14 protein-coding genes are annotated in these 12,564 nt (G+C 51.1%); 4 read left to right on the top strand and 10 right to left on the bottom strand.

The features are described 5' to 3' along the window. Positions 1-190: 190 nt before the first annotated feature. From LG200_RS00580 to LG200_RS00560, 5 genes are all read right to left on the bottom strand, one after another. Entirely contained in the window at positions 191-985 is a 795-nt protein-coding gene (locus tag LG200_RS00580; RefSeq protein ID WP_226755664.1) for a transglutaminase family protein, read from the bottom strand. Positions 986-1,014: 29 nt separating this feature from the next. Beyond that, complete coding sequence (locus tag LG200_RS00575; RefSeq protein ID WP_226755663.1) at positions 1,015-1,965, bottom strand: alpha-E domain-containing protein; 951 nt, start codon at positions 1,963-1,965, stop codon at positions 1,015-1,017. A gap of 4 nt (positions 1,966-1,969) precedes the next feature. Further along, on the bottom strand, positions 1,970-3,391 hold the full coding sequence (locus LG200_RS00570) for a circularly permuted type 2 ATP-grasp protein (RefSeq protein WP_226755662.1): 1,422 nt from the start codon (positions 3,389-3,391) through the stop codon (positions 1,970-1,972). A 143-nt stretch (positions 3,392-3,534) separates the two neighbouring features. Then, on the bottom strand, positions 3,535-5,214 hold the full coding sequence (locus LG200_RS00565; RefSeq protein WP_226755661.1) for an ABC1 kinase family protein: 1,680 nt from the start codon (positions 5,212-5,214) through the stop codon (positions 3,535-3,537). 29 nt (positions 5,215-5,243) lie between these two features. Next, positions 5,244-5,579, bottom strand: a complete 336-nt coding sequence (locus tag LG200_RS00560) for a hypothetical protein (protein ID WP_226755660.1) — start codon at positions 5,577-5,579, stop codon at positions 5,244-5,246. A 134-nt stretch (positions 5,580-5,713) separates the two neighbouring features. Between LG200_RS00560 and LG200_RS00555 the strand changes: the two genes are divergently transcribed. Then, positions 5,714-6,259 (top strand): C40 family peptidase, encoded by a 546-nt coding sequence (locus tag LG200_RS00555; protein ID WP_226755659.1) that lies wholly within the window; start codon positions 5,714-5,716, stop codon positions 6,257-6,259. Between the two features lie 49 nt (positions 6,260-6,308). On the opposite strand, the gene LG200_RS00550 is transcribed toward LG200_RS00555, so the two are convergent. From LG200_RS00550 to LG200_RS00530, 5 genes are all read right to left on the bottom strand, one after another. Further along, entirely contained in the window at positions 6,309-7,211 is a 903-nt protein-coding gene (locus LG200_RS00550) for a ZIP family metal transporter (RefSeq protein ID WP_226755658.1), read from the bottom strand. Between the two features lie 27 nt (positions 7,212-7,238). Then, positions 7,239-7,850, bottom strand: coding sequence for a superoxide dismutase (locus tag LG200_RS00545; protein WP_226755657.1), 612 nt, complete (start codon positions 7,848-7,850; stop codon positions 7,239-7,241). Between the two features lie 104 nt (positions 7,851-7,954). Continuing rightward, the gene (locus LG200_RS00540) at positions 7,955-8,401 is read right to left on the bottom strand and encodes a hypothetical protein (RefSeq protein WP_226755656.1); all 447 of its coding nucleotides are present in this window, start codon (positions 8,399-8,401) and stop codon (positions 7,955-7,957) included. A gap of 184 nt (positions 8,402-8,585) precedes the next feature. Beyond that, entirely contained in the window at positions 8,586-9,371 is a 786-nt protein-coding gene (locus tag LG200_RS00535) for an EAL domain-containing protein (protein WP_226755655.1), read from the bottom strand. A 102-nt stretch (positions 9,372-9,473) separates the two neighbouring features. Continuing rightward, positions 9,474-9,761, bottom strand: a complete 288-nt coding sequence (locus tag LG200_RS00530) for a SelT/SelW/SelH family protein (RefSeq protein WP_226755654.1) — start codon at positions 9,759-9,761, stop codon at positions 9,474-9,476. 195 nt (positions 9,762-9,956) lie between these two features. Here LG200_RS00530 and LG200_RS00525 point away from each other — a divergent pair, with 195 nt between their 5' ends. From LG200_RS00525 to LG200_RS00515, 3 genes are all read left to right on the top strand, one after another. Continuing rightward, positions 9,957-11,384: a S41 family peptidase gene (locus LG200_RS00525; RefSeq protein WP_226755653.1), complete on the top strand. Its 1,428-nt coding sequence runs from the start codon at positions 9,957-9,959 to the stop codon at positions 11,382-11,384. Between the two features lie 74 nt (positions 11,385-11,458). Beyond that, positions 11,459-12,061, top strand: coding sequence for a 2-polyprenyl-3-methyl-6-methoxy-1,4-benzoquinone monooxygenase (gene coq7, locus LG200_RS00520; RefSeq protein WP_226755652.1), 603 nt, complete (start codon positions 11,459-11,461; stop codon positions 12,059-12,061). Beyond that, a complete protein-coding gene (locus tag LG200_RS00515; protein WP_226755651.1) occupies positions 12,058-12,369 on the top strand; it encodes a DUF2322 family protein in 312 nt (103 codons plus the stop codon). Before coq7 ends, LG200_RS00515 begins: the two co-directional genes overlap by 4 nt. Positions 12,370-12,564: the final 195 nt, after the last annotated feature.

Here is a 12,564-nt window from a genome sequence, read left to right as displayed (position 1 = left end):
ATGACAAGAAGTGGGAGTAACACACGGGATGGCCATTCTGAACTGGGCTCAGCAGCTCCAACATCACCAGAGACTTAAACCAACACAGAGCTAAGCAGAAAACGTGGCTGCCAAGGCATATCCACGCAGACAGTACACATCATTACGGCAAGCGGATGCAACGCCGCCAGCTGCGTTTTCTGCTTTGCGATCACTGTTGGGATTGCATTTGGTTGACGTGCACCCCTACCGTCATCGTCTCCAATCCCCCACCCACCCGCATCCCGCTGACCGGGCAAGCGTCGCGATAATCCAGGCCGGTAGCCAGCCGCACATGGACGCCATTGGTACGGCAACGGTTGGACACATCGAAACTGGCCCAGCCTGTGTCTTTGATCCAGACGTCTGCCCAGGCATGGCTTTCCATCAAGCTGCCATCATTGGTAAACAGGTAGCCGCTGACATAACGTGCGGGCATGCCCAGGTAACGGCAGCAAGCAATAAAAATATGCGCATGGTCCTGGCAAACCCCGTTGCCGGTCTTGAATGCATCAATCGCGGTGGTATCCACCGCGGTGGCGCCCTTGTTGTAGGGCACACGGTCAACAATCGCATGCATCATTTTATCCAGCATCAGCTCATCCAGGCTGGTGCTGCCAAATTGCTGTGCAAACTTGCGCAGGCTTGCATCAGTTTCTGTCAGACCGGTTGTGCGCAGATAAATTTCACGCGGCAATGCATCAAAGGCTGGCGGAATATCCAGCCCCGTTTCCACTTCGCCAATCGCCAGGATATTGATTTCCTCATGCGGCGTATCGAGCACCAGGATATGCGCGGTATTGCCATAGGTATCATCATGTCGCTGCAAATGACCATTGACCCTGATCTCCCACCGCCGCACACGCTGGCCGAAGCCATCCTGTGGCGTCAAACGCAATTGCTGGATGGTGTAGTTGACGATATCCGTGTAGAGATAATGGGTTCTATGGTGAATATTGAGCTGCATGATAAGGCTCCGTTTCTTGTGCCATGAGGCTATGCACCGATAGGCGCATTAAGGAAAGTGCGCTGGATCTCAGCGCCCAGGTTGTTGTTGGACTCGATGAAGTCCGACAGGAATTCGTGCAGGCCGTCCTGAAATATGTCATTCATGCGGCCATAGCGCAGGCGTGCATGCAGCTCTCCAGCCAATCGCCGGCATTCGCTGCTGTGCCGGCCGTCAAGCTGGTCCAGAATGGGGGTGATCTCGGAAAAGCAGGCATGCAATGAGCGCGGCATATCCTCACGCAATACCAGCAGCTCAGCCACGCGCCATGGCTCTATGGCATCGTTGAACACTTTTTGGTAAGCCTGGAAAGCCGAGACTGATCGTAGTACAGCACTCCACTCATAGTAGTCCACTGCACCGCCCACCTCTTCATCATCCGGTAACAATAAATGATATTTCACATCAAGCAGGCGTGCCGTATTGTCAGCACGCTCGATAAAGGTCCCAAGGCGCAGGAACCGGAAGGCATCGTCCCGCAGCATGGTGCCAAAACTGACCCCACGAAACAGGTGTGAACGCGCTTTCACCCAGTCGCAGAATTCGCCCAGGCCTTTCTGCATGAGGTCCATTCCGACAAACTGGCTGAACTCCAGCCACAAGGCATTGATGTTCTCCCAGGTTTCGGCCGACAGGGTAACGCGCACCGCGCGTGCATTTTCGCGCGCGCTGCGCAGGGCACAATAGATGCTGGAAGGATGCTGCGTATCCATGGACATATAGCGCACGACTCCGGCTGCCGTAACTTCGCCGTAGTCCTGTCGGTACGCATCCAGCCCGCCCGCAATCTGCAATGCAGGCTCCCACAGGTCAGCCTCGTTCTGTGCAGCATTGGGCACCAGCGACATGTTGTAGGTCACATCCAGCACACGCGCCATATTTTCGGCACGTTCAATATAACGGGCCATCCAATACAAATGATCTGCGGTTCTACTCAGCATGGCATCAATCTTTCAAAATCCAGGTGTCCTTGGTACCACCACCCTGCGAGGAGTTGACTACCAGTGATCCTTCGCGCAAGGCCACGCGGCACAATGCCCCAGGCACCAATGTGACACTCTTTCCTGACAGCACGAAAGGCCGCAAATCCACATGGCGGGGCGCCACACCCTTCTCAACCAGTGTTGGACAGGTAGATAACGCCAGGGTTGGCTGGGCAATGTAATTCGATGGATTGGATATGATGCGCAGGCGGAACTCCTCCAACTCCTGCCTGCTTGCGGCGGGGCCCACCAACATGCCATAACCGCCTGAGCCCTGTACCTCCTTCACCACCAGCTCTGACAGATGGTCCAGTACATATTTGAGATCGTCTTCCTTGCTCAGCTGGTAAGTCGGTACGTTGGACAGTATGGGCTCCTCACCAAGATAAAAGCGGATCATCTCCGGAACATAGATGTAGGTATCCTTATCATCAGCTACCCCTGTGCCTACGGCATTCGCCAGGGCTACCCCGCCATTGCGATAGACGGACAGCAGGCCAGGGACCCCCAGCATACTGTCAGGGCGGAAACTGAGAGGATCGATAAAATCATCATCTATGCGCCTGTAGATCACATCGACCCGCTTGGGGCCTTCGGTGGTGCGCATGTACACAGCATTGTTGCGTACAAACAGGTCCTGCCCTTCCACCAGCTCTATCCCCATCTGCTGGGCGATAAAGGCATGCTCGAAATAAGCGCTGTTATATGCACCAGGTGTCAGCAAGACCACGGTTGGCTCCTGCACCCCAGCCTGGGCCACGGCGCGCAGGTTGTTCAGCAGCACCTGAGGGTAATGTTCTACTGGTTCAATCTGGTAACTGCGGAACAATTCAGGAAACAGGCGCATCATCATCTTGCGGTTTTCCAGCATGTAGGAAACCCCTGAAGGGGTGCGCAGATTGTCTTCCAGCACATGGAAATCGTTCTCGCCGGTACGTACCAGATCTATGCCTGCCACGTGGGCATAGATGCCTTTAGGCACGTCTACACCGAACATTTCCGGACGGTATTGTGAATTGGCAAGTATCTTAGGGGGGACAATACCGGCCTTGATGATTGCCTGGTCATGATAAATATCATGCAGGAACATATTGAGTGCCTTGACGCGCTGGATTGCGCCCTGGGACAAACGATCCCACTCCCTTGCCGAAAGCAGGCGAGGCACCACGTCGAACGGAATCAGCCGCTCAGAGCCAGCATCTTCACCATACACGTTAAAGGTAATACCTACTCGGCGGAACAACAGTTCAGCTTCTTGCCGCTTGCTTTCAAGCTGATGGTGCGGCACATTGCTCAACCAGGCAGCGTAGCCGGCATAAATCGACCTTACCGCTTCATCTTGTAAGTACATCTCATCAAAAGGTTTTTTAGCAGCGGTATCCATGTGATGACTATCGCAAGGGGCATGCCAGACAAAAAAACTTTAAGATTCATGGTGTTAAAAAAAACACCAGCACTAAATGGCAAAAAACGCACCATAATGAGGCAATACCAAAAAGATAGGGCCCCGAGATAGGGCCCCTTGGTTTAATCCTTACCGGATCGCCAGATGGAAATCATCAGCATGATGCCGATCACAAACGCAAGGAAAAAGCCGAGAAAGCCAAATGCGGGCAGGCCGAATAATTCCGGGCCGCCACGCACAGTCATGACAATGGATGATCCAATGATCAGCGAAGCCGTAATCAACGCCATGGTCAGCCGGTTGGTACTGTGGTCAAGCTGGTGACCGAAATGGTCCAGTCGCTTCAAGTCCAGGTTGAGCTTCAGCCTGCCGCGACCGGCCTCTTTCAGGACTTGCGAAATATCGCCGGGCAGTTCGCTCATCGCCCCCACCGCCTTGCCGAATCCACGACTCCCCTTACGCCATAATGTCTTTGGCATGTAGCGATCAATAATGATCCTTTTCACGAATGGGGTCAGGTGACTCACAATCTGGAAATCAGGATCCAACTGTCGCCCCAGGCCTTCCAGGGTAATCAGTGCCTTGAATAGCATGGTCAGGTCAGGTGGTACAGATAACTGGTTCTCCCGCATGATGGTGGTAAGGTCATTCAACAACACGCCAAAACTGATGTGTTTGAGCGGCGCGTTATCATAAGTGCAGATAAATTCATCCACATCCGCACCCAACTTGGCTTCATCCACCACTACATTGCCAGCCCAGGTAATCAGTATGTCACGCAAGGTATCGATATCCCGCGATACCAATGCCGCCAGCAAATCTGCAATCTCATTCCTGCGATCTACACTGATACGGCCCACCATGCCACAATCAATCACGGAAATCTTGTTGTCAGGCAGAAAGAAGATATTCCCTGGATGCGGGTCGGCATGGAAAAAACCATCAATCAACACCATCTTCATGACAGCATCTGCCCCTCGCGCAGCCAGCAATGGTAAATCCATGCCTGCCAGCCGCGCCTGCACCAGATCATTCCCGGGGATACCGTTGATCTTTTCCATGACCAGCACACCATCGCTGGTGTAATCCCAGTAGATACGGGCAAAGCTGGTGGTCTGGTCATTGAGGAAATTGCGCGCAAAACGTTCGGTATTGCGGCCTTCTAGGGCAAGATCCAATTCCCGCTTGAGCGACTTGGAAAACTGCTCGACAATTTCTAATGGATTGAAGCGCCGTGCCTCTTCCACTTCAGCTTCTATCAACTTGGCAATATGCGCCAGCAACCTGAGGTCGGCATCAATATTTTCGCGTATCCCGGGACGACGCAATTTGAGGATAACCGGTGTCCCATCCTGCAACTTGGCCTGGTAGACCTGGGCAATGGACGCGCCCGCTACCGGCGTGGTCTCGAAATCCCGGAACACCTCAAAAGGTGATTTGCCCAGGGCAGCCTCCAGGTCCGGCAACATTTCCTCAAACGGCACAGGAGGTACCTGATCCTGCAATTTGGACAGCTCAGTGATCCAGTTGGGAGGGAAAATATCCGGACGGGTTGCCAGCACCTGTCCCATTTTCACAAAGGTCGGCCCCAGTTCCTGTAACGCCAAACGTGCCCGTACTTCTGACGGAAGCGCCATCACTTCGCGTGAAGTTTCTGAATTCAGCGCATTTCCGGCACGCCTTATCCAACTACGCTTTCCCAACCGTTCTGCAATATCCCCCCAGCCGTAATACATCAGAATACGGGCAATGGCGCGCAAACGCCTGAAATCTCGCATGACAGAAATGGTTTCACGCAGCATAAATAATTCCGGGGAAAAAAGGGGTTATATCACTCATCCTGATCAAGGCGCTGGGCGCGATGCTCAATGCGCCGGGCCATATCCATCAGCTTATGGCTGGCAGCATGTGCCACCCTTGCGCTGACATGCTTGACAGCACGTTTGCCGGCATTCTTGATCCGGCTACCAGTGTCGTGAGCCCGTATTGCCAAGGACTCAGCCACCAATCGCGCTCGCTCGCGCGAACTCAGTTTAAAATGGTTGGCGTACTCTGCCAGCGTCTGCTCCAACTCTGCAGGAGTAAGGTGGTGCAGCAGTTCTCGTCGCTTGGCATCCTCTACTGATGCCCTGACTCTATGAATCAGTGGAAAAGTGCTTTCGCTCATAATTTCTGGCCTTGATCCAGCATTGACAAGGCCATTCTACACCATCGTGCATTCGCTTCCAGAAGCAACTCTAGGGACAGCAAATTACAATAAAAGGTTTACAAGAGTATTTTTCCCCTTTTAGAATGGGGCCGATGATTAAACCTCATATCTTGATCGCTGCCATGTTTTTGCTTGGAGCCCAACATGCAATTGCTGGGGATTCAGCCTATTCCTGGCAGCCTCAGCAGCAAAATGCTGGAGAATCAGGAAAGCCCGGCTGGTCGGATATTGCACAAGAAGTCTTGATGAATGCACTTAGCCTGACCGGGATCAAATACACTTACGGTGGAAAATCTCCGGAAACGGGTTTTGATTGCAGTGGTTTTGTGCGGTATGTATTCCAGCAGTCCGCCAGCATGACACTGCCTCATGGCGCCAAGGCCATTAGTCGGATGGGCCAGACCGTTTCACCCGATCAATTGCAACCAGGCGACCTAGTCTTTTTCAATACACTGAAATCCGCATTTTCCCACGTAGGCATTTACCTGGGAGACAACAAGTTCATCCACGCCCCTAGCTCGGGCGGCGGTATCCAGGTAGTGAATATGAAAGACAGCTACTGGTCCAAACGCTTTAATGGCGCGCGCCGGATTGATAGTGATGATAAAAGCGCGGCCAGCAGTCTCAGTAGCCAGTAAAGACTGATCCGATCAGTGCCGGCCGTGCAAACGGCTTTTCATATACATCTCAAGCCAGCGCAGTATCCAGCATCATCATCAAGACAAATCCGATAATCAGACCGCTGGTCGCAAATACTTCATGCCCTTTACGATGTGACTCAGGAATGATTTCATGACTGACCACAAACAGCATGGCACCAGCCGCAAAACCCAACCCCCATGGCAACAAGGCTGCAGAGGAACTGACGATGGCAGCGCCAAGGACGGCACCCACCGGCTCCACCAACCCACTTCCCATACCAATCAGGATGGCTGTCTTGCGTGAATAGCCCACAACAGCCAGCGCCATGGCGACGACAAATCCCTCAGGTATATCCTGGATGGCAATTCCTGTAGCCAACGCACTGCCACGCACAACATCCCCACCAGCAAAGCCCACGCCTATGGCAAGGCCTTCCGGTACATTGTGCAGGGCAATGGCAAACACAAATAGCCAAGTACGCTTGAGCGCCAGCGAGCTTTGTCCTTCCACCCCTTTGATGAAATGCTCATGCGGTACCCAGCGCTCCAGCGCCAGCAATAAGGCAGCGCCAAGGATGATACTGGCACCCACAATAGAGGCAGCTCCCCAGGCTGAAGTGCCCTGGTTCTGCGCAGCCTCTATCCCAGGCACAATCAGTGAAAAAGCACTGGCCGCCAGCATGACACCGGCACCAAATCCGAACAGGGTATCCATGATACGTTCTGGCAACTGCTTCCAGAACAATATGGGTACTACTCCGGCGGCCGTGGCAAATGCAGCGGCAGATCCGCCCAAAAAGGCGTCCCGCACCTGGGGCATAGCCCAGGCAGCCTTGCCCCAATCCCCCAACAATTGCACAGCCGCAATCAGGAAAATAACGCTGGCGATGGCAATGCCCCAAAGCCAGGAACGATGACGACTGCTTGCAATCAGGAAGGGGAAATTCATATTGGGGTCTTGAATGGATTACTCAAATCAGGCAATAGCAGCCTGGTAGCGACGAGCAACCTCGCTCCAATCGATCACGTTAAAGAAAGCACCAATATATTCGGGACGGCGGTTCTGATAACGCAGGTAATAGGCATGCTCCCAGACATCCAGGCCTAGAATAGGTGTGTTGCCAGTAGATAACGGGCTATCCTGATTGCCACTACTTTCCACCACCAGCTTTTTCTCGGGTGTGACAGACAGCCATGCCCAGCCACTACCGAAACGTGTCAAAGCCGCCTTTGTAAACGCTTCCTTGAACACGTCAAAACTACCGATATCGGACTTGATCGCTTCAGCCAAGGCACCAGTGGGCTCACCACCACCGTTAGGAGATATCACTTTCCAGAACAGGCTGTGGTTGGCATGGCCACCACCATTATTGCGTACCACACCGCGCAAGTTTTCAGGCAATGAATCAAGCTTGGCTAGCAATGTCTCGACCGGCTCATTGGCATAACTGCTGCCTTCAAGCGCAGCATTTACATTGTTGATATAGGTTTGATGGTGTTTGGTATGGTGGATTTCCATGGTCTGAGCATCAATATGAGGCTCCAGTGCGTCGTAAGCATAATCAAGGGGGGGTAGCGTATAAGCCATTGTTAAACTCCTTTGGATTTTATTAAGTGGAATAGCCAGAATGAATCAGCACAGGCAATCTTATGCTTTTTTATGCATAAAATCACACCCTGGCATGAGATTTTTTAGTGTAGTGGCCGTTCTTGCTGCATACAAAACTGGCCACATGCCTGCAAAGTTTTCGCCACCAAGGGGTGTTGACTATATAGATTGGTAAAGTTCAGTAATTCTGTGTAGGTGCGCTGGCCATGGCGCTGTGCTGCCATCCGCAGCTCACAGGCCATACTGGCATCGGCACAAATTCTGGAAAGACAACGGTGCGCCTCGCACAAGCGGCAAGCTGCTGCGTTGATATCTCCCTGGCGCGCATGCACATTGGCAAGGTTGTGATGAGAAACGACATAAGCAGCCAATACTGTATCCACAGGCAATTCCTGCGTATCAGCCTGCACACATTGTTTTAGCAGATATTGCGCCTGCTTTAACGCACTATGGTACTGTTGCAATGCAGCAAGGTCTTCATTCCGTGAGAATGCCTGATTTCCTTCCCTAATGGACCGTTCCCACGCCAAGACACTATCTGGCTCAGGTACTGCGGAATCCGCAGAAGAAGCAGGCTGATGGAAATCTCTAGGAGCACCCATTATTTACAAGTGAATAACAACAATGAGAATAATTATTGTTTATTTGCGAAAACAATACAACACTCCCCATAAAAATGTGATGCCTGATCATCTGGGGCCTATCGTCGCTTGACTAACGCACCTGCAGATCTTGCCTAGCAAACAGACTGCCCTGAACACAGTCCACACCCATGCGTCTTGCCCAGTCAAAAGAAGCACAAGTATCCACCTCGCTCATCACTGTCTGCACACCAATTTTGCGTGCTGCACTGATCAACCAGTCAACCGTTGCCTGTGCAGCTTTTATATCCAAGGCACGCAAGGCCATACTACTGAACTTGATGATGCTTGCGTCCATGAATGCACTCAGAGAAAACATGCCCCAACTGATTCCCACATCCTCCAGCGCTACGGATGTTCCGCATTGCTGCAACATGGAAATCATGCGTTGTGCACGATAAGTATCTGCCACGCTCTTGTTATCCACAATATTGACGATCAATTCACGTTCAGACCACGCATGTTCCTTGAACAACGCCAGAAAAGGATTATGCATGTCACTTCCTCCCAGGAAGAAACTATCAATATCCAGGTCCATCATGAGCCAGCCAGTTCCAGGAAATTGAGAAACCTGTAGCTTCTTCATCTCCAGCTCAATATAAAAGAGCAGCAAAGGATTTTTCTGCAGGCTTGCAAACATCTTGCCTGCATCAATCGGGTGATAATCAGGAGTCCAGAACCTGGATGAAGCCTGGTAACCCAGCAGCTCTCCTGATTGCACTTCTACTATAGGTTGGTAATGCGCGCCGAAGCGGCGCCCTAGTATCACATCCAGCAATTCACTCGGCTGCAGATCCGCGGGCTCAACCTCATGTCCCAACATCAAGGCGCCGATTTCAGAACGGTTAAACGCATTCATTGAACAATCCTCCAGTCATTTCCTGTAGGATTCATAATAAATGATAATAATTTACATTTAAAGGAATATTTCTGACTATTTTAGTCGGATATTAAGACTGGCTCATTTACGGTCGCTATGGCCGAGGTCACGTTCCGGATCTATTCGGTCACGGACCAGTTGCTTAAGCTCCTTGGATTCAGGAAATCGCCCATGTTCCTTGCGTGAAAACAGTAGCTCTTTATTAAACCTGACTTCAAAAATACCGCCTGTCCCTGGAACCAGACTCACTCGGCCAATGTCTGATTCAAAAGTTGTGAGCAATTCCTGCGCCATCCAGGCAGCACGTAACAACCATCGGCATTGCGTACAGTATTCGATTTCCAGTTCCGGTAAACCAGTAACGCTCATTGACAGTACTCCGTTTGTAAAATTTGAAAAATAAGCTTGAGAGACATTGAAAAGTAAAAAATGACTGTGCGATACTCTTCAACTCTTTGCAATGACAATACAAATAGCGGAAAATGAATATTATTGTTGTTTCATATTCCATACACCGTATTTAATGTTTAATCCCTGAATTTCCATTAAGGAATTGTTCTACATATGCGCCCAAAATTAAAGAAGATCGGCTTGATCGTCGCAGGCCCGCTGCTTGGTGTAATGCTGAGCCTGAGCTACTCCGCGATTGCCGACAAGGAAACCAAACAGCAGCTCCCACTGGATGACCTGCGCACATTTGCCGAAGTATTCGGCAAAATCAAGAGCGACTATGTAGAACCTGTAGAAGACAAGAAACTTCTGACCGAAGCCATTAATGGCATGCTCTCGGGCCTGGACCCTCACTCGGCCTATCTGGATGCAGATGCATTCAAGGATCTTCAAGCAGGGACTCAAGGTGAATTTGGCGGTCTTGGAATTGAAGTCGGCATGGAAGATGGCTTCGTCAAGGTTGTTTCACCGATTGAAGATACACCTGCATACAAAGCTGGCTTAAAGAGCGGCGACTTGATCATGAAACTGGATGATACCCCAGTAAAAGGCATGAGCCTGAATGATGCAGTCAAGCGTATGCGCGGCAAGCCTGATACCAAGATCACGTTACTGGTATTGCGCAAAGGTGAAGCCAAGCCGTTGACCTTTGTACTGACGCGTGCGGTCATTAAAACGCAAAGTGTCAAATTCAAGCTTTCCGAACCCGGTTATCCCTATATTCGCGTGACACAGTTCCAGGAACATACAGGTGAAGATCTGGCAAAAGCTTTAAAAACCCTGCGTGACCAGAACAAAGAACCGTTCAAGGGTGTCATCCTGGACCTGCGTAACAATCCGGGCGGCCTGCTAAATGCAGGTGTGGGCGTTGCTGCAGCCTTCCTGCCAAAAGGCGAACTGGTGGTCTACACTGAAGGTCGGGGCGAAGAGGCCAAGATGCGTCTCACTGCAACTCCCGAGAATTATGTCCGTGGCGGCGCACGCGCTGATTACCTGCGTGACTTGCCTGCCGATCTCAAGACACTGCCAATGATCGTACTGGTCAATGGCGGCTCCGCATCTGCATCTGAGATTGTCGCTGGCGCCCTGCAGGACCACAAACGTGCCATCATTATGGGTACACAAAGCTTTGGCAAGGGGTCGGTACAAACTATCCTGCCCATGAATAATGGCACCGCAATCAAGCTAACGACTGCGCGTTACTTCACGCCCAAGGGCCGCTCTATCCAGGCCAAGGGTATCGTGCCTGACATTCTGGTAGAAGAGGCAATCGTCAACTCACCAGAACATGCTGCCATGCTGCGTGAAGCTGACCTCACGCGCCACTTGAGCAACCCCAAGGATGGCGAAGAGAAGCCTATCATCCAGCCTGCGCCTGAAGAAAAGGACAACAAGCAGGAAACCCCTGCCACTCCTGAAGGCGAGCAGAAGGATAAGGCTGCAGAACCTACAGGCCCAATTGAGCCTGGTTCCAAGACTGACTATCAATTCAATCAGGCGCTGAACCTGCTTAAGGGTATACAGATTCTGCAACGCAAATAAGTAACATCCAGCCGCCCATCTTGACTGATGGGCGGCTTTCTTTTTTTCAGACAGCCCATCCAGAACGTCATCGCATGCTAGACCGCTTTATCACGGAGTTCGACAAAGGATTGAGAACCTTGCTGGCACCAGCACAGGACAGCCGTCCATATCCCGGCAATACAATTGAAGAGCAGCTCAGCGACGCAAAAGTGAAACGCCATAGTGCTGCCCTTATGCGCATCAACTACAGCGGCCAAGTATGTGCACAGGCACTCTACAGCGGTCAATTCATCAGCGCACGCAATCCTGATACGGCGGCCAATGAGGAAACCGGGCACCTCGCCTGGTGTGAGAAACGCTTCAAGGAATTGGGCAGCCATACCAGCGTGTTAAATCCATTTCTTTACGTCAGTTCCTTCAGCTTTGGTTTGCTGGCTGGCAGCTTAGGGAACAAATGGAACCTGGGCTTTCTTGCCGAAACTAAAAAACAGGCAGGCAAGCATCTGGATGAACACCTGGAAAAATTATCCGGGCAAGACCTGAAGAGCCGGGCCATTCTTAAGAAAATGCAAGCAGACGAAGCTACATATGCCAACAACGCGATTGCTCAGGGAGCTGCTGAACTGCCGCTCCCGGTCAGAACGGCGATGCGACTATTTTCAAAAATCATGACAACAACTACTTATTACCTATGACAAAATTCAACGACAACCTTGCGGCCCTTGCAATAGCAGACAACATCCAGAAAATTGAACTGTTGGATGGCAGTGGCAACCTAACCGGCATTATTGAGAATAAACCTGGCAGTCAGGGCTCTATCCGCGTATACCACCATCTCTTCAAGAAATACGACAGCATCAATGTAGAAGCGGCTAAAGATGGCCTCGCCATTTATGCAGAACACACGGCTGATGCAGAGCAAAACCCGGGCAAGCACCCAAATATTGACCGGCTCTTTGAAATCATCAAACGTAATAGCCCGCTCACCGTACGCATCATCTAAGACATAAATACCGCAAGGATGTCGTGCTTTACACCGTGTGTTGCATTAATACAACACACGGGCAAAAGAGAAAACGTTTCAGGATCATTCAATTAGAGGTTATATGATGTTAATAAATGTAAATTATTAATATTTCCATTAACTCCGATTTCACTCAATAACAATAATTATTATCATTTCCCTCATTTAATTCAT

The sequence above is a fragment of the Methylobacillus caricis genome (genome assembly GCF_020532705.1).
Classification (GTDB): Bacteria; Pseudomonadota; Gammaproteobacteria; order Burkholderiales; family Methylophilaceae; genus Methylobacillus; species Methylobacillus caricis.
Note: the sequence above shows the minus strand (reverse complement) of the source record. Positions and strands in the feature narration are given on the sequence as shown.

What these genes read in the sequence shown, in the direction of transcription:
- LG200_RS00580 (WP_226755664.1), bottom strand. Translation starts at nt 985, where the DNA reads ATGCAGCTCAATATTCACCATAGAACCCATTATCTCTACACGGATATC.
- LG200_RS00575 (WP_226755663.1), bottom strand. Translation starts at nt 1,965, where the DNA reads ATGCTGAGTAGAACCGCAGATCATTTGTATTGGATGGCCCGTTATATT.
- LG200_RS00570 (WP_226755662.1), bottom strand. Translation starts at nt 3,391, where the DNA reads ATGGATACCGCTGCTAAAAAACCTTTTGATGAGATGTACTTACAAGAT.
- LG200_RS00565 (WP_226755661.1), bottom strand. Translation starts at nt 5,214, where the DNA reads ATGCTGCGTGAAACCATTTCTGTCATGCGAGATTTCAGGCGTTTGCGC.
- LG200_RS00560 (WP_226755660.1), bottom strand. Translation starts at nt 5,579, where the DNA reads ATGAGCGAAAGCACTTTTCCACTGATTCATAGAGTCAGGGCATCAGTA.
- LG200_RS00555 (WP_226755659.1), top strand. Translation starts at nt 5,714, where the DNA reads ATGATTAAACCTCATATCTTGATCGCTGCCATGTTTTTGCTTGGAGCC.
- LG200_RS00550 (WP_226755658.1), bottom strand. Translation starts at nt 7,211, where the DNA reads ATGAATTTCCCCTTCCTGATTGCAAGCAGTCGTCATCGTTCCTGGCTT.
- LG200_RS00545 (WP_226755657.1), bottom strand. Translation starts at nt 7,850, where the DNA reads ATGGCTTATACGCTACCCCCCCTTGATTATGCTTACGACGCACTGGAG.
- LG200_RS00535 (WP_226755655.1), bottom strand. Translation starts at nt 9,371, where the DNA reads ATGAATGCGTTTAACCGTTCTGAAATCGGCGCCTTGATGTTGGGACAT.
- LG200_RS00530 (WP_226755654.1), bottom strand. Translation starts at nt 9,761, where the DNA reads ATGAGCGTTACTGGTTTACCGGAACTGGAAATCGAATACTGTACGCAA.
- LG200_RS00525 (WP_226755653.1), top strand. Translation starts at nt 9,957, where the DNA reads ATGCGCCCAAAATTAAAGAAGATCGGCTTGATCGTCGCAGGCCCGCTG.
- coq7 (WP_226755652.1), top strand. Translation starts at nt 11,459, where the DNA reads ATGCTAGACCGCTTTATCACGGAGTTCGACAAAGGATTGAGAACCTTG.
- LG200_RS00515 (WP_226755651.1), top strand. Translation starts at nt 12,058, where the DNA reads ATGACAAAATTCAACGACAACCTTGCGGCCCTTGCAATAGCAGACAAC.